The organism is Flavobacterium sp. ZB4P23 (assembly GCF_003970375.1).
Taxonomy (GTDB): Bacteria; Bacteroidota; Bacteroidia; order Flavobacteriales; family Flavobacteriaceae; genus Flavobacterium.
The window spans coordinates 123,800-139,844 of sequence record NZ_RYDK01000001.1 but is presented as its reverse complement, the minus strand read 5'-3'; the positions used below and the strand labels follow the sequence as shown (position 1 = coordinate 139,844).

General features: G+C 32.9%; 15 protein-coding genes. 5 read left to right on the top strand and 10 right to left on the bottom strand.

What is annotated here, in order from left to right; genetic code table 11:
• Positions 1–20 precede the first annotated feature (20 nt).
• Positions 21–2,126, top strand: a complete 2,106-nt coding sequence (recQ, locus tag EKL99_RS00645) for a DNA helicase RecQ (protein WP_126553311.1) — start codon at positions 21–23, stop codon at positions 2,124–2,126.
• Between the two features lie 275 nt (positions 2,127–2,401).
• On the opposite strand, the gene EKL99_RS00635 is transcribed toward recQ, so the two are convergent.
• From EKL99_RS00635 to EKL99_RS00620, 4 genes are all read right to left on the bottom strand, one after another.
• Positions 2,402–2,917 carry a DinB family protein gene (locus EKL99_RS00635; protein ID WP_126553313.1) on the bottom strand — a complete coding sequence of 172 codons (516 nt, stop codon included), beginning with the start codon at positions 2,915–2,917 and terminating at the stop codon, positions 2,402–2,404.
• Between the two features lie 10 nt (positions 2,918–2,927).
• Positions 2,928–5,513: a phosphoenolpyruvate carboxylase gene (locus EKL99_RS00630; RefSeq protein ID WP_126576197.1), complete on the bottom strand. Its 2,586-nt coding sequence runs from the start codon at positions 5,511–5,513 to the stop codon at positions 2,928–2,930.
• Positions 5,514–5,613: 100 nt separating this feature from the next.
• Complete coding sequence (locus tag EKL99_RS00625) at positions 5,614–6,093, bottom strand: Lrp/AsnC family transcriptional regulator (RefSeq protein WP_072943262.1); 480 nt, start codon at positions 6,091–6,093, stop codon at positions 5,614–5,616.
• 76 nt (positions 6,094–6,169) lie between these two features.
• Entirely contained in the window at positions 6,170–7,324 is a 1,155-nt protein-coding gene (locus tag EKL99_RS00620) for a M14 metallopeptidase family protein (RefSeq protein ID WP_126561558.1), read from the bottom strand.
• 310 nt (positions 7,325–7,634) lie between these two features.
• On the opposite strand from EKL99_RS00620, the gene EKL99_RS00615 reads away from it, so the two are divergent.
• Entirely contained in the window at positions 7,635–8,111 is a 477-nt protein-coding gene (locus EKL99_RS00615) for a helix-turn-helix transcriptional regulator (RefSeq protein WP_126576196.1), read from the top strand.
• Positions 8,112–8,180: 69 nt separating this feature from the next.
• Here the strand turns inward: EKL99_RS00615 and EKL99_RS00610 are convergent, their stop codons facing one another.
• The gene (locus EKL99_RS00610) at positions 8,181–8,567 is read right to left on the bottom strand and encodes a hypothetical protein (RefSeq protein WP_126576195.1); all 387 of its coding nucleotides are present in this window, start codon (positions 8,565–8,567) and stop codon (positions 8,181–8,183) included.
• A 175-nt stretch (positions 8,568–8,742) separates the two neighbouring features.
• Positions 8,743–9,297, bottom strand: a complete 555-nt coding sequence (locus EKL99_RS00605) for a 1-acyl-sn-glycerol-3-phosphate acyltransferase (RefSeq protein WP_126553319.1) — start codon at positions 9,295–9,297, stop codon at positions 8,743–8,745.
• A 62-nt stretch (positions 9,298–9,359) separates the two neighbouring features.
• Here EKL99_RS00605 and EKL99_RS00600 point away from each other — a divergent pair, with 62 nt between their 5' ends.
• A complete protein-coding gene (locus EKL99_RS00600; RefSeq protein ID WP_126576194.1) occupies positions 9,360–10,025 on the top strand; it encodes a spermidine synthase in 666 nt (221 codons plus the stop codon).
• Between the two features lie 13 nt (positions 10,026–10,038).
• Here EKL99_RS00600 and kdsB read toward each other — a convergent pair whose 3' ends face one another.
• The gene (gene kdsB, locus EKL99_RS00595; protein ID WP_126576193.1) at positions 10,039–10,776 is read right to left on the bottom strand and encodes a 3-deoxy-manno-octulosonate cytidylyltransferase; all 738 of its coding nucleotides are present in this window, start codon (positions 10,774–10,776) and stop codon (positions 10,039–10,041) included.
• A gap of 783 nt (positions 10,777–11,559) precedes the next feature.
• On the opposite strand from kdsB, the gene EKL99_RS14820 reads away from it, so the two are divergent.
• Positions 11,560–12,069: an LTA synthase family protein gene (locus tag EKL99_RS14820; protein ID WP_370453894.1), complete on the top strand. Its 510-nt coding sequence runs from the start codon at positions 11,560–11,562 to the stop codon at positions 12,067–12,069.
• Between the two features lie 184 nt (positions 12,070–12,253).
• Here EKL99_RS14820 and EKL99_RS00585 read toward each other — a convergent pair whose 3' ends face one another.
• Complete coding sequence (locus tag EKL99_RS00585; protein WP_126576192.1) at positions 12,254–13,252, bottom strand: zinc dependent phospholipase C family protein; 999 nt, start codon at positions 13,250–13,252, stop codon at positions 12,254–12,256.
• A gap of 98 nt (positions 13,253–13,350) precedes the next feature.
• Between EKL99_RS00585 and EKL99_RS00580 the strand changes: the two genes are divergently transcribed.
• Entirely contained in the window at positions 13,351–14,100 is a 750-nt protein-coding gene (locus tag EKL99_RS00580; RefSeq protein WP_126553328.1) for a YoaK family protein, read from the top strand.
• Here the strand turns inward: EKL99_RS00580 and EKL99_RS00575 are convergent.
• Positions 14,084–15,061: a YeiH family protein gene (locus EKL99_RS00575; RefSeq protein ID WP_231507347.1), complete on the bottom strand. Its 978-nt coding sequence runs from the start codon at positions 15,059–15,061 to the stop codon at positions 14,084–14,086. The genes EKL99_RS00580 and EKL99_RS00575 overlap by 17 nt on opposite strands.
• A 75-nt stretch (positions 15,062–15,136) precedes the next feature.
• A complete protein-coding gene (locus EKL99_RS00570; RefSeq protein ID WP_126563728.1) occupies positions 15,137–16,033 on the bottom strand; it encodes a LysR family transcriptional regulator in 897 nt (298 codons plus the stop codon).
• Positions 16,034–16,045: the final 12 nt, after the last annotated feature.

Sequence of the window (16,045 nt, the reverse complement as noted above, 5' to 3'; positions counted from 1 at the left end):
ACTTCTAAATATACGCCAAAATGACTAATCAAATTTTATATGCCAAACTCAAAGAAAACTTTGGTTTTGAAAAATTTCGCCCAAACCAGGAAGAGATAATAAATTGTGTACTTTCCGGACAGGATACATTGGCAATTATGCCTACAGGTGGAGGAAAATCAATTTGTTTTCAATTGCCCGCATTGGTTTTTCCGGGAATTACAATCGTAATTTCTCCACTGATTGCTTTGATGAAAGATCAGGTAGATAGTCTGAAAGCAAATGGTATTGAAGCCTGTTTCATCAACAGTAGCCAAACTGAAAATGAACGTCAGTTTTATATCGAAAGGTTAAAATCGAATGTGATTAAATTAGTGTATATCGCTCCGGAAAGCCTGTCGTTTCTGGATAATCTTTTCAATAGTTTGACCATAAGTTTAATTGCTATTGATGAAGCACATTGCATTTCAGCTTGGGGACATGATTTTCGTCCTGCATATACTAATTTAGGATACCTCAAAAAGCGCTTCCCTTCTACTCCAATATTAGCTTTAACTGCAACGGCTGATAAGGCTACACGTAAAGATATTAGCCAACAATTAAATTTGATAAATCCAAAAATATTTGTTGCTTCTTTTGATCGAAAAAATTTAAGTTTAGAAGTGCGTCCCGCTTTGGACAGAGTCAAACAAATTATAGATTTCATCCTAGAAAAGCCCAATGAATCGGGAATTATCTACTGTTTAAGCAGAAAAACAACAGAAGAATTGGCTGAAAAACTACAAAAAACAGGCGTGAATGCCAAAGCGTATCACGCAGGTTTAGACACGAAAATTCGTTCTAAAACACAAGATGAATTTATCAATGATGATTGCCAGGTGATTTGTGCTACCATTGCTTTTGGAATGGGAATTGACAAATCCAATGTGCGCTGGGTCATTCATTATAACTTACCTAAAAATATTGAAGGCTATTATCAGGAAATTGGTCGTGCCGGTCGCGATGGATTACCATCAGAAACGGTATTATTCGAAAGTTATGGTGATCTGATTCAGTTGCAAAAATTTGCCTCTCAAGGTTTGAATGCTGAAGTGCAACTGGCCAAATTAGAACGAATGAAACAATATGCCGATGCGTTGAGTTGTCGCAGAAAAATATTGCTTTCCTATTTTGGCGAACTTGTCACAGAGAATTGTGGAAACTGTGATATTTGTAAAAATCCACCACTTTTTTTTGATGGAACGGTCATCGCTCAAAAAGCTTTATCGGCAATTATTCGGTTGAAGGAAATAGAACCATTACCAGTAATCATTGACTTTTTACGCGGTTCAAAAAATGCATATATTTATGAAAAAGAATACCAAAACCTGAAAACATACAGTGTTGGTGCTAATTTATCATGGTATGACTGGAATCAATATTTGATACAATTGATCAATTTGGGCTATTGTGAAATTGCTTTTCACCAGCAAAACAAAATCAAATTGACAGCCTTTGCAAAAAAAGTATTATTTGAAGGTGAGAAAGTACAACTGACCACAGTTCAAAAAATCAATATCGACAAGCAAGAAATTAAACAAACCAAATCCGTTGCAAATTCACTTTTTGAAACTTTACGTAAACTACGGTACGAAATTTCTAAGGAAGAATCTGTACCGGCTTATGTGATTTTCAGTGATGCGGCTTTACGCCAAATGGAAATTGAAAGACCGATGAGCGAAACAGAATTATTGGCAATTGACGGCGTTGGTAAAGCAAAACTAGAAAAATATGGCGATGCTTTTATAAAAGTTATCCAAGATTTCCAGAAAGCAAAAGGTGCTAAAAAGAAAAAAGAAGCCACAACCTACAAAGAAACATTAGAACTTTATACTACCGGATTCTCTGTAGAGGAAATTGCCCAAAAAAGAAAATTAGGTTTAAGTACAATTATGTCTCATTTAGCAAAACTGTATGTTGATGGAGCTAATATAGATTTGGATTCGCTTATCTCAAAAGAAGAAGTTTCTCAAATTGCTGAAGCGCAAATAAAACTGGAATCACCAAATGCCTTAAAACCTTATTTTGATTATTTTGAAGAAAAAATAGACTACGGAAAAATCCGGTTAGCATTAGCCATACTCGAAAAAGAAAAAGCAGTACTTTAAAACCTACTATGATACATTCCTTTCCGCCTTTTGTAAATTCTGAAACTGAAATATTCCCATCAAAAACCAAGAAGAAACTGATTTTGAAACATTGTTTAAAGAATTTCCCGGCATCACAAAAATTATTTTTAACGGAAAAGAAAGTCATAAATACTTTCTAAAAAAATTTGGTCAAATAAAAGGCATCACGTATTATATGATGCCTTCCACAAGTCCTGCCAATACCATGTCTTTTGAAAACAAATTAAAAATTTGGTCAACTTGTTTTCAATAATTTACAAGTACCTTTCTTGAAAAACTTTTTGATGGTGTTTTTGATGTCCAATCATAATAAAACCTATGGCTCGAACTGAAACAGCAGTATTTGAGGCAGTTCCAATTCTCTTTAATTGCTCTTCAGATAAACTTTTGAAAAGAAATAAATTCGAATGTCGCACCGCTGAAAATTCAGTTAGTAAATCTTGAATACTTCTATTGGCAGCTTCAGTATTATTTACATAATCATTTTCATCAAAACCAGGCAAAGCTGTTTGGTCATTTCTTGAAATTCGCAACGCACGATAGGCAAATATGCGCTCCGTATCAATTACATGCTGAATAATTTCCTTGATATTCCACTTCCCTTGCGCATATCTATAATCAAATTTATCCATTGGAATGTTTTGAATAAAATGGATAAAATCATGTAATGAAATTTCTAATTCTTCCATCAAATTTACGTCTCCCAAAGCATTTATATACGGAGTATAAAAAGAGGCATATTCGTTTTCGGGTAATTGAGTTGACTTCATATTTTATCGTTTAAGCGGAGTTTCTACTGGCATTAGTATTTCCAAAAAGGGAACGGGTTACAATTTTTTCGTATACTTGTATCAAAGCTTCGTCAGGGGTATTTTCTTTATTTAATTCATTGATACGCAATAAAGCATATTGTTGTATTGTTAATAGTGGCAGTACTATACGTTCTCTTATTTGAATTGATGCTTTACCATCTGGATAATTTTCCATAAGCTCTTTATGACCTGCAATTTTCAAAAGTAATCTTTTTGTTTCTAAAAATTCATCATAAATAATTTGCCAAAATGTTCCAAATTCGGGATCTTTCCTCATGTAAGCAGTCAAAGGGAAAAATGATTTGGCCAATGACATCATACTATTTTCTAACAAGGTTTTAACGAACAACGAATTATCATATAAATCCTGAACTTTATCCCACTGATCAGTATCTTCAAAATGTTTTAGCGCTGTACCTACACCAAAAAATCCGGGTACATTTTGCTTCAATTGGCTCCAAGAACCTACAAAAGGAATCGCTCGTAAATCAGCAAAATCTAAATGTTCTGATTTACTTCTTTTAGAAGGACGACTTCCTATGTTTGTTTTAGCATAATACTTCAACGTACTCATCTGCTCTAAATAAGGAATAAATTTTGGATGATTTTTAAAGCTTAAATATTTCTCATATCCTAAACCAGCTAATTGATCCATTATGTTTTTTTCGTCCAAAGTCAATTCATTTTGACCTTTGCTGAAAACCTGATTGGTTACTCCGGCACTCAATAAATTTTCTAAATTGTAGCGACAGGAATCCAAAGTCCCAAAATTAGAACTAATCGTTTGACCTTGTACAGTAACCTGAATTTCGTTATTTTCAATATTAGGCCCCAATGAAGCATAGAACTTATGTGTTTTCCCTCCGCCACGCGCTGGTGGACCGCCTCGACCATCAAAGAAAATTACTTTTACACCATATTTTCTGGAAATTGCAGTAAGTTCTTCTTTGGCCTTGTAAATACTCCAATTCGCCATCAAATATCCTCCGTCTTTTGTACCGTCAGAAAAACCAAGCATGATGGTTTGCTTATTATCTCTGTTCGTTAAATGTTTTGCATAACCAGGATTAGTATATAATTTTTCCATGATAGCATGTGCATTTTGCAAATCATTAACCGATTCAAAAAGCGGAATAATATCAACGGGAGGATTTTCCCAATTGCTCAAACGAAATAACGCAAAGGTCTCCATAACATTAAGTGCACTTTCATTATTACTGATAATGTAACGGTTAGCGCCAAATTCTCCGTTTTTTTCCTGAATTGTTTTTATCGTTTGAATGGATTCGATTGTCAAACGCGACATTTCATTTGAAAACACAGTAGCATCAAGATTCCCACTTACATTTGATAAAATCGTAAACTTTTCTTTTTCTGTTAATTCAAAATAATTTTTCGGAAAAACAGAGGGATTTGTTTTTAAATAAAAATCCACTATATCTTTGAACACAGCATCATGAATTTTACTGTTCTGACGTATGTCTAATGACGCAAAATGAAATCCAAATAAATTTACTTTTATTAATATCGCGTCCAATTCATCCAAATATAACGATTGATGCTGGTCGATAATTATTTGTTTAATTTTATTTAATTGTGATTTGAATTCATCCAAAGTAATGAAAATTTCTCCTGTAGAATAAAATACAGACCTATAAAGTTTTTGTTCTAATTCAGTCACTAAAGTATCTACACCAGAGAAGGTTAGTTTTCTTTTTAAATTTCTAATTTCGATATAATAACACTTCAATATAGAAGTTCGCAAACGTTCCGCTACTTTCAGCGTTATTTCAGTAGTCACAAATGGATTTCCATCACGGTCACCGCCTGGCCAAAATCCAAGTTTAATCAAAGGATTCTTTATGGAGTTGCCGTTAAAAATGTTTTTTTGCAAATACTGCACGATCTCGCCTGAAGTTTGATAAAAAACATTTTCAAGATACCAGATCAAACTTACTGCTTCGTCAAAAGGATTTGGTTTTTCGTTTTGAATAAAAGGCGTTTTTCCTAATTGAGCCAGTAACTGTTTAATTTCAAGCAAGTTATTTTTCCGAATCGCTTCGGTCAAATCAGTAATTATCCCAAGAACTGCTCCCGGATAAAATTGCGTAGGATGCGCCGTCAAAACTGTCCTTACATTGAAATCTTCCAGAAAATCAATCAATTCCTCTTCCTTGTCTTTTGCATCTGATTTTTCTTTGATATCTCTTAAAGATCCTCGTCCTTCCATATTATTAACAACTGGAAAAGCAGCATCTTCAATAGCATCAAACAAAACAATTTGGCGTTCGATATATTGAATAAAACGAAACATAATATCAATTTTTTCTGTTTCTGAAGGATCATGTAAATACCTTTTGGCAAAAAAATCAAAAATTTCTTTTGGAGTTTCTTGCTTTTTAAATCCTGTATCACAAATATCTGCAAACAAAGGAAGTAAAGCTCCCGTATTATCTATGGAGTGAAATGGCAATGTTATAAAAACACTATTATAAATGTGATATTTAGAGAGGACATCTTGATTAAAACGTTCAAGTTTGGGTAGTGTGTACATAATTTTGTTGTAGTTGGTTGTTGGTTTAGTTAATTTTTCATAAAAAAACCTCAAGAACTAACTTGAGGTTATATTTATAATATAGTGCATTCAAGAGTAATTACATATTTTTGAAAATAGTATGCATCAAACGCTTCTTATCATTTATACTTTCCTCAAGGGAAATCATTGTTTCGGTTCTATAAACACCATCAATATCATCAATCATAAAGATCACATCTTTAGCATGCTTGGTATCTTTTGCTCTAATTTTACAAAAAATGTTAAATTTTCCAGTGGTGACTGAAGCTACTGTTACAAAAGGAATTTCGTTGATACGCTCCAAAACAAACTTCGTTTGAGACGTATTATTTAGAAAAACACCAACATAAGCAATAAAAGAATAGCCTAATTTATCATAATCAAGCACTAATGAGGATCCCATGATAATACCGGCATCTTCCATTTTTTTTACTCTAACATGCACAGTTCCTGCTGAAATCAATAATTTTTTTGCAATATCCGTAAATGGAACTCTTGTGTTGTCTATCAACATATCTAAAATCTGGTGATCTACTTCATCTAAACGAAACTTACTCATAATTCTTTAATTAATATTATTAATTACTATAACAAAGTATAAAAATATACATAAAAACAACAAAAAGACGTAAATATTATATTTTTATCATTCCGTTAACAAATTTCACGTTATTATCTAAATAAAAATCAGCTTTTTGATTCAATTTAGGAATATCGTTATGATCATCTTTGTATAAAGCTCCTTTAGCATCATATTCGAAATGACCAAAATAATCCTCCAAATCGCCTATTTGTGAAACATAGGCATTAAAACAGACCTGATTTTCAATTAGCTCTTCTTTGTATTGTGCTGCAAAATTGGTGATAATTTCGATACCATCATAATTTATTTTGATGTTTTTATACATAAAATCATAAAAAACGACTTTATTCTGAGAAATACTCAAATATTTGTCAATTCCATTATCAACTATAACGTTTTCGGAGAGTATCCTAAAACTTGAAATTAAACTCATAAAAACGTATTTTCGTGTTTCTTCCCTTTGATAATCATTCTCAAAATGACCCGCTTCAAACAATAAAGTGGGTACTCCTAAAAACTGAAACGTGTCTCCAATGCAATTTATATTAAACGAATCATCAAAACGCCCAATCTGATTGGGAAGATAACGCTGTAGATCCTCATTTATTCCGGCAATCAAGTTGATCGCTTTCAACCTAGATTCATTTATATCTCGATTTTCATTATAGGAAGGTGCTAAAAAAGATACTGTTGCAGGTTTCCCGGTATCATCTACACCAAAAATAGTACGCTGATCATGCAGGTTAAAACAATAATCAGGCTCAAAGGAATCAAAAGCTGCCCTTAACAGCTTGCTTTCTGGTTGTGTCAGCGCTTGCGAATCGCGATTTAAATCAACTTTATTGGCGTTTTCTCTTGTGTATAATGTTGCACCGTCAGGATTCAACATCGGAATGGTGTAAAAAGTAAAGAAGTCTAATAATTGGTGTGCTAATGCAGAACCACTATGCAGTACATTAAAAAAATCGAATAGCGCTTTTGTAGTTGTACTTTCATTTCCGTGCATTTGGGACCACAGAAAAATTCTCGTTTTTCCTTTTCCAATTTCATACGAATAAATAGATTTTCCAAGAACTGATTTTCCTATAATTTGAAGTTGATTGTTCGTGTTTAATTTTTGCAACAAAGGCTCGATTGATGTTAAAGTGACGTACCGTCCACGAACGGATTCTTCCTTAAACTGATCGAATAATTCTTCTAAATTCATACCATTTTATTTGATTTACAAAAGTAAACATCTTTGCATTTACATTTGTAAACATTTAAAACAAAGAATATTTCAATACTGTAAACACTTTTCGCCAGTTAAACCAGGTAGAAAATCCGGCAAATGTTAACAATTGTTATAAATTTATTTTATAATAATTAGAATTTTGTTTATCAATTAATTATGTGTATTTATTAAAAGTACAACTTTAGTTTGTTAGACTTTTAAAATACTATTTATACCTTTAATTTTGATACTGAAGCTTCTTTTGATTACATTTGTAACTAGTTAATTTTTACATTAATTTACAATGGTAAACATAGAAGACTTTATAAAAAGATTAGAGATTATACTGGACTACTACAATTTGAATGCCTCTTCTTTTGCAGATAAAATTGGTGTGCAACGCTCCAGCCTGTCTCACCTGCTTTCTGGGAGAAACAAACCAAGCTTGGATTTTATACTTAAAATTTTAGATGTTTTTCCTGATGTTGATTTGTATTGGATTCTGAATGGAAAAGGAACCTTTCCAAAAAATGCGGAAGAGTTTAAGGCAAAAGAAAGAATTATTAATCAGGTCTCTGAACAAAATATCCCTGCTCTGGCCAGTGATCAAATAATCCCTGAAAATTTATTTTCTGAACTAAAAAATACTGTTTTGATTCCTGCATTGGAAACTAAAAAAAGTGATCCAATAAATAGTCCTGGTGAAGCGGTTGCTTCTGAAATTGACACCATTGTTATCTTTTATAAAAATGGCTCTTTCAAGAGTTATGTTCCAAATTAAATAAATAACCCCAATTCTGATTTTAGAATTGGGGTTATGGATTAAAAAAGCATTCTTGAAAACAAAAATCTATTTTCTTAAGACAAAAATTGACGTTACACCCGCTTCCGCTCTCGCATTTACGGGAGCAAAATCACCCGAAGCAACAGGAAAACTATACGTTAGTACTTGTCCTCCTGCATTTAATCTTTCAGCAACATATATGTTTTTTGTAACACTGTCATAAGCCACAGCCACAGGATTGCCTAAAAGTGAATTAGAACTATAAATCCGTACTTGATTCGTTACTGCAATTGTTCCCGCAGCAGCAGTTGAAGCGAAAACAGTTGAGAAATTTTTAATTATAATTAATCCACCATCAGTGACTGAAGCAGCACTGGCAAATAATTTGACTATTGGTGTTGTAGTTAATAAATTGGTAAGCGTAATTTTCCCGGAGGTATTACTGGATGTCACCAAATTTAATTCTGCCGGGCTAGTATCAGAATCATTATTATTGTATCAAGCGAAAAATAAAACTAAAAATACGGTACTAATAACCAAATGTTTCATGTTGTATATTTTAGAGTTTTAATACACTTACAAGAAAATCAATTATATGGTTTTAACATTTTTTAAGTTTTTTTAAGAGTTATTCAAATGAGTATCCCTGTTCTGGAATTTTACCCTTGACTCCTATAAAATGTTTTTTCAAAACGGTTATATCGGCCTCAATATCTCCCGAAGGAAAAATAGGATTTCCTAAATTAATTTCTTTTTTTCCAAAATCAAATGCAATAGGAATTACAGGAACCTTTGCTTTTAAAGCAATGTAATAAAATCCTGTTTTAAGTTTGCTAATCTTTTTACGGGTTCCTTCCGGTGCTACTGCCAGACGAAAAACCTTTTTTCTTTGAAAAATAGCTGCAATAGAATCCACTTTATTCAACCCTCCTGTCCTATCAAGCGGTTCTCCACCCATGTATCTAAAATAAAATCCCAAAGGAAAACGAAACAATTCCTTTTTGCCTACCCAATTCATTTGTAAACCGGTTATTGCTCGGATAAAAACCCCTAAATAAAAATCATGAGCGCTGGTATGTGGCATTATCATCATGACACATTTCGTGATATTTGGATCAATACTACCCACTACTTTCCAACCCATTAGTCTGGAAAATATCCATTTGTATAATTGTTTCTTCATTCTTGCTTTCTTTCGTACAAAATAAATAATTAATATCTTATTTTTGGGTAAATCTATCATTAATGCTAAAAAAAATATTCAGCTACGTAATTCCTTTAACTATTTATCAAACTAAATCGGCTTTGAGCAAATCGATTGAGGTGACTTGGGCAAATGGGGAACTGGTCATGGATTCTCAAAACACAAATTATTCCTATGGCAGTTTGCAACGGATTCTGAGGTTAGGCTTAAAAAACATTGGATACAAAAAAATTGTGCCCATGGAGCATATTTTAGTTTTAGGTGTTGCTGGTGGAAGTGTCATCAAAACATTGGTAGAAGAAATAAAATACAAAGGAAAAATTACCGGTGTTGAAATTGATCCTGAAATAATTACAATAGCCAATGCCTATTTTGACTTGGATAAAACAAAAAATCTTACAATTGTAATTGAGGATGTTTTTGCATTTGTGTTAAAAACCCCTACTAAATACGATTTGATTATCATTGATATTTTCCAGGACACTACAATGCCTAATTTTTTATTTGAACCTTTTTTTACCAATAGGGTTTGCTCGCTTTTAAAAAGTCATGGTTTTATTCTTTTTAATACGATGTTATTAGATGAGAATCAAAATCAAAGAAATAAAAAATATGTAACCGAGTTTTACAAAAATCAATTTAAAATTAGAACTATTCCAAGAGTTGAAGTTCATAACGAACTTATTGTCATCGAGAAAATTGCCTAATCAAAACGGTTTTTCATCTCTGAATTTTTAACATTTTCCTAGCTTTTTCTAGATCTTCTGGGGTATCAATACCAATACCAATGTGAGTAGTTTCGATCATTTTAATGCGTTTCCCAAATTCAAGATAACGCAATTGCTCTAGTTTTTCAGATGCTTCTAATGATTGCATGGGCAAACTATAAAAATCCAATAATGCTTGTTTTCTAAACGCATAAACACCAATATGTTGCAGGTACCGTACGCCTACATTTTTCGCTCTTGGATACGGAATAACCGATCGGGAGAAGTACAAGGCAAATCCGTTTTGATCCACCACAACTTTTACATTATTGGGATTATTAATCTCTGCTTCATTCGTGATTTCGCGCATCAACGACGCTAAATCTACTTTTTTATCCAAATCATTTCTAAAAACTTCAATCACTTTAGCTAAAGGTTCCGCATCAATAAAAGGCTCATCTCCTTGTACATTGACTACAATATCAACATCCAGATTTTCTATTGCTTCTGCAATTCGATCACTTCCGGATTCGTGTTCTTTGATGCTTCGAATAACGTTTCCTCCGTGAGTAAGTATTTCGTCATAAATTAAATCGGAATCAGTTACTACAAAAACAGCATCAAATAATTTAGTGTTTACAGCTGCTTCATACGTTCTTAAAATTACCGTTTTACCACCTAAATCCTGCATTAGTTTGGCAGGAAATCGTGTCGAGGCGTATCGTGCGGGAATGACTGCTATTATTTTCATTTTCATTTTTTTATTTGCGTTTAAGAGTTTTATAGCCGTTACAGCTAGACTCTTTAAAGTATAAAATTACTTCATTATCCTAATCCACTCTTGCTAGCAGGCTACTAAGTTAGTCTGTTTTTATGAATTAGAAAAACGGCACTACATTCTCAGTGCTTAATTGTAGTGTTTTACATTAGTATGAGTTTTGTTTTAAGAGTTATTCTTTTTTTTTATCCCATCACACAAGCCTCCTTTACTTGGATTGATACGCTACACTTATTTATATTTGGATTTTTATCTGATTTTTGTTTTTGTTTTGGTCAGTGACTTTTTGTGGCTCTATCATATTTTCATCTCCAATACAAAATACCGAAACAAATCAGGTTCTGGTTATTTTCCTTTGTCATCTTTCTATATGTGGTTTAATTTTACAAAATAGAATCAGTGAATACCTTTTTCGGAATGAATTTGGGGTCAAATACAATTTTATCGCAGTAAATTATCTGGTGTATACTAATGAAGTGATAGGTAATATTATGCAATCCTATCCTGTTATTCCCTTATTTTCTGCACTATTTATTTGTACAGGATTGGTCACTTATTTTAAAAGTAAAGAAATCAAAAAACTATATTGAAAACATTCCCGCTTTTGTACAAAAAATCAAAATTCCAGGAATTTACCTGCTTCTCTTCACATTATCGTTATTGGCAATTCCTGCTTTATCCGTTAAATGAAATTCTTAAAATATGTTTATCAATTATTTAAAAACCAGTCTGTTATATAAATTTTATATGGCATTTATGAAAAGTGAACTTGAAGCCATTACTTTATGTTTTCTTCCTACTCCCGGCGAAAGTGTTATAAAAAGGAAAGACAATAAAAATAAATTCCCTACCGGAATGCTCTTTAAACAAAAAGGCTATACTGTAAAATTCATGTATGGCGGCGATTCCTTTTTTGACAATATGGGCGATTTCTTTTCAGGAAATGGATATGAAATTGTAGACAGAAAAACATTTGAACCCAACGAAATCACTTTTGCTAATATTTGGGACGTTTGCGATGAAGATATGTACAACAAAGCAATCACGGAAATGAACAAAGGAGCAGCGGCAAATAAGCCGTTTTTTAATCACATTATGACCGTGAGCAATCACAGACCATTCACGTATCCAAATGGAAAAATTGATATTCCCGGAGATGCAAAATCTCTTGATGGCGGGGTAAAATGTATTGACTATTATTTCTCTCAAACAAACCGTCAAACAATTTCAATTGACTTTGAAACCCAATCAAAAAGCAGCTACTGATTTTCAAATATTTTATGATCAAATACCGCTCACAAAAGAAAGAACGGATTTAGTAAATGAAATGATTTCGTATCATCAAACAGCCTCGGATATGTTAAAGAAAAAGAAATATCAAAAAATTTATTAGCATAAAAAAACGGGTCAAAATTGAAGTTTCACCCGTTTTTTAATTGGAAATATATCGTTATTCTTTTTCGTTTGTTAAACCAAAAAGAGTCCCTTTTTCAAAAGTTTTCAAATCCTTTTTTAAAGTTTTGCTATTGCGCTTTGTAAGTTCGGCAGTATCAAGAGTACTTAAATCTGGTTTTCCAGCATTAACCCAAGCCGTGTACCAAAAACTTGCTGTTGCGGTAATGGCTTTTTTCATTTGTTGTTCAACCATTCCGTTCAACTCCGTGTGCAATTTAGCAGCATACTCATCCGAATATAACATTCCTCCGTACTTGTTTTTGACAACATTTCCATCGGCATCCGTTACGTACATTTTGTTTTCAGCAGTTGCAGTTCTTAATTTTTTATCGGCCGCCAACAAAGGTTCCACTAAACTGTGCGTGTCAAAAACGATATCCCAAGTGGCTTTCTCCACATTGTCTAAATATATTCCTTCAGGTACATTTAATTTATACCCTTTGGCAAACAATTCCGGCAAACGGCTTTCCCATAAGGAATGAATTCCTTTTTGATTCGTGTTTTGTCCATCGTGATTGTCTGATGTATGCAACGGCATGTGTGCATCGGCAATATAATGGCCTAAATCCCCCGCAATAAATAAAATTTCATTTTTTCTTTTGTCCTTGAACGCTTTAGTCAATTTGACCATCATATCCTGAATATACCACGGTAAAATTCCGTTTTTAGTCAAAAACTTTTCATCGTACTTCAGCTTCGCTTCTTCCATAGTTTTAGGAATCGTTTCCACAGCTCCAAAATTCTCCATGTCAAAATAATGACGGGGCGGCTCTGCTTTATCATTCAAAACATTTCTTCTCAAATCCGGAACAGTAGATTCTTGGGTAATGAAATCGATATGATTGTAAAAAAAGGTCTGCAATGGTATTGGAAGTGCCATTACCGCCGCTCTATTGATTCGTTCATGACCAATAACGCCCCATGACAAAAGAAAAAGTGCAACTCCAAGAGCAGATAAAGTGATAAGTGTAGGTCTAATTTTAAAATTTTTCATTAAATTTATTTTTTTGAAGTACAAATGTATTTCTTTAAATCGTTATTAGAAAAAATTGGGTTTAAGATTCTGTTAATTAAAACAAGAAAACTACAACTATGTTTCGACATCAAGGAAAAAACAGAACTTTTATTCATAACCTACGTTTAGCCACTTTACTATCTTTTGTTGCCGGAATTGTAAATGTTACTGGAGTTTTATCCGTACACACGTTGACCACAAATGTTACGGGACATTTTGCCTATTTTGCCGAAGAAATAATGAAACAGAATTATATAGCTGCTATTACCTTTTTTGTATTTACTATTTTCTTCTTGTTGGGCGCTTTTACCTCTAATTTTTTAGCAGAATTAATTTCTAAAAAACATCCTGATTTATCTCATGTCATTCCTATTTCACTGGAAATGATTGTTTTGATTGGCATTGGTATTTTTGGACTAGCGTCTGAATTATCCAGCATTGAAGGAAAATGGATTGCTTTTTCGATGCTTTTTGCCATGGGAATACAAAACTCTTTGGTTACAAAAATCTCTCAGTCTACGGTTAGAACAACCCATTTAACGGGGCTTTTTACTGATTTGGGAATCGAACTGTCACAATTGTTTTTTTATAAAAAACCCGAAGAAAATAAAAAACTTAAAACAAGTATTTATCTCCGATTATCGATTATTATCTTCTTTTTCATGGGCTGTATTCTAGGTGGTTTTTTGTATAATTTACTAGAAATGAAAACACTTTTTGTTGCCGCAACCTTTTTATTGTTTGCGCTTTTGTATGATTATATCAGATTACAATTTCATGTGATCAAACGAAAAACCTTCCGTCATAAAACTATTTTAAATAAATAATTAAAATTAAAGTCGAAACTGCAATGAATGTCCAAAGCAAAACTCCCTGCACAAGCGGTTTTAATCCCACTGATTTCACTACATTCCTATTTAATCCGGCACCAATTAAAAACAAAGTTACCGTCAGGCCTATTTTGGCAACTGAAACTAAATGTGGTCCTGCACTCTTCATTTCTGGCAGATAGGTATTGGCAATCATTGCCAAAATAAACAATCCTATAAAATAAGGAATTTTTATTTTTCCAGATTTATTTTTGAAAATAAATGCGGTAATCAATGCTACAGGAATAATCCACAACGCACGGGCTAATTTTACTGTTGTGGCTATTTGCATGGCTTCAGGACCAAATTTACTCGCTGCTCCTACTACAGAACTCGTATCATGAATAGCAATAGCGCACCATAATCCAAACTCTTTTTGCGATAAATCCAGCCAATGACCTACTGCAGGAAATAAAAACAGCGCTACCGAATTCAGAATAAATATCACTCCCAAAGCAACTGAGGTTTGTTTTTCATTCGATTGGATTACGGGAGCAATAGCGGCGATTGCACTTCCTCCGCAAATTGCAGTGCCACAAGAAATTAAATGTGATGTTTTTGTATCCGTTTTAAACCATTTTCCTAAAAAAGTTCCTAAAATTAAAGTGCTCACAATAGAAGCAATTGTAAAATAAAAACCCTCTTTTCCGGCTGAAACAGCACTGTGAACATTCATTCCAAATCCTAAACCAACTACCGAAAACTGCAACAGATAATTAGTTGCTTTATGATTCAATTCTAAAAAAGGATGTCCAAAAAGGTTGGCAACAATCAATCCTAGTACCAAAGCAATTGGTGGAGAAATAAAAATTGTGGTGCAAAACAAAAGCAATGCAACGAAAATGAGTTGCTGCAATGTGGCATTTACTTTAAAAAAAATAAAAGATTCCTTCTGAATTGCTTTTTGATTCGTTTCCAATGTAAAGTTGTTGAATTAGTACAGTACAAAGGTGGAACGATAAAACTATTTATGCCAATCGCAAATTATAATCTGCTATAACTTTAAATTATAATGATTGGAAATATTCTGAATAAACAAATCGGATAATGAATCTGTTTTTCCTTGAAGCGTAATAATATAAAAGTATCGTTCTATAATCAGGTCTTCAATATCTAATATAGCCAATTCATTGTTTTGAAGTTCTTTTTTTATGGCATGAATCGATATAAAAGCCACACAATCCGAGTGCATTAAATAGGATTTTATACTTTCTGTACTTCCCAATTGCATTTCAATTTGTAGTTCGGATACTTTAATTTTAAATGGTTTCAACGCATGTTCAATAACTTCAAGTGTTCCTGAACCTTGTTCTCGCATTAAAAAACGCATCTTTTTAAGATCATCCTGAGTCACTTCATCACGACTTACTAACGGATTGGAACTCTTACAGACCAAAACCAATTCGTCTTTCAAAAACTCGGTATATTTAATAGATTTATTTTTGGATTGCCCTTCAACAATTCCTATTTCAATTTCTTTTCTTAATAAAGCGTTTTCTATTTGTTCCGTGTTTCCGTTGAGTAAACTTACTTTTACATCTTGCAATTTTTGATGGAAACGAGCTAAAAGGGGCGGAATTATATACTGAGAAATTGTAGTACTGGCTCCTAATTGCAACAATCCGGAACGTTGATTAATCAGTGTACTCATGTCAAAATTAATTTCGCGGTATACTTCAAAAATGTTTTTGGTGTGTTTCAATAATACCTCACCAGCAGTTGTCAATGCTATTTTAGAACCATTTCTGTCAAACAGTTTGATTTTATAGTCCTCTTCTAATTCCTGAATGTGTTTGGAAATAGCAGGTTGCGTAATAAACAATTCGGTTGCCGCTTTTGTAAAACTCAAACGATTGGCAACAGTATAAAATACTTTCAGTCTAAAATCCATGTTGTTTAATTG

Excerpts from the sequence above, each read along its gene's own strand:
- recQ (WP_126553311.1), top strand. The coding sequence starts at position 21 with ATGACTAATCAAATTTTATATGCCAAACTCAAAGAAAACTTTGGTTTT.
- EKL99_RS00635 (WP_126553313.1), bottom strand. The coding sequence starts at position 2,917 with ATGAAGTCAACTCAATTACCCGAAAACGAATATGCCTCTTTTTATACT.
- EKL99_RS00630 (WP_126576197.1), bottom strand. The coding sequence starts at position 5,513 with ATGTACACACTACCCAAACTTGAACGTTTTAATCAAGATGTCCTCTCT.
- EKL99_RS00625 (WP_072943262.1), bottom strand. The coding sequence starts at position 6,093 with ATGAGTAAGTTTCGTTTAGATGAAGTAGATCACCAGATTTTAGATATG.
- EKL99_RS00620 (WP_126561558.1), bottom strand. The coding sequence starts at position 7,324 with ATGAATTTAGAAGAATTATTCGATCAGTTTAAGGAAGAATCCGTTCGT.
- EKL99_RS00615 (WP_126576196.1), top strand. The coding sequence starts at position 7,635 with ATGGTAAACATAGAAGACTTTATAAAAAGATTAGAGATTATACTGGAC.
- EKL99_RS00605 (WP_126553319.1), bottom strand. The coding sequence starts at position 9,297 with ATGAAGAAACAATTATACAAATGGATATTTTCCAGACTAATGGGTTGG.
- EKL99_RS00600 (WP_126576194.1), top strand. The coding sequence starts at position 9,360 with ATGCTAAAAAAAATATTCAGCTACGTAATTCCTTTAACTATTTATCAA.
- kdsB (WP_126576193.1), bottom strand. The coding sequence starts at position 10,776 with ATGAAAATAATAGCAGTCATTCCCGCACGATACGCCTCGACACGATTT.
- EKL99_RS14820 (WP_370453894.1), top strand. The coding sequence starts at position 11,560 with ATGAAAAGTGAACTTGAAGCCATTACTTTATGTTTTCTTCCTACTCCC.
- EKL99_RS00585 (WP_126576192.1), bottom strand. The coding sequence starts at position 13,252 with ATGAAAAATTTTAAAATTAGACCTACACTTATCACTTTATCTGCTCTT.
- EKL99_RS00580 (WP_126553328.1), top strand. The coding sequence starts at position 13,351 with ATGTTTCGACATCAAGGAAAAAACAGAACTTTTATTCATAACCTACGT.
- EKL99_RS00570 (WP_126563728.1), bottom strand. The coding sequence starts at position 16,033 with ATGGATTTTAGACTGAAAGTATTTTATACTGTTGCCAATCGTTTGAGT.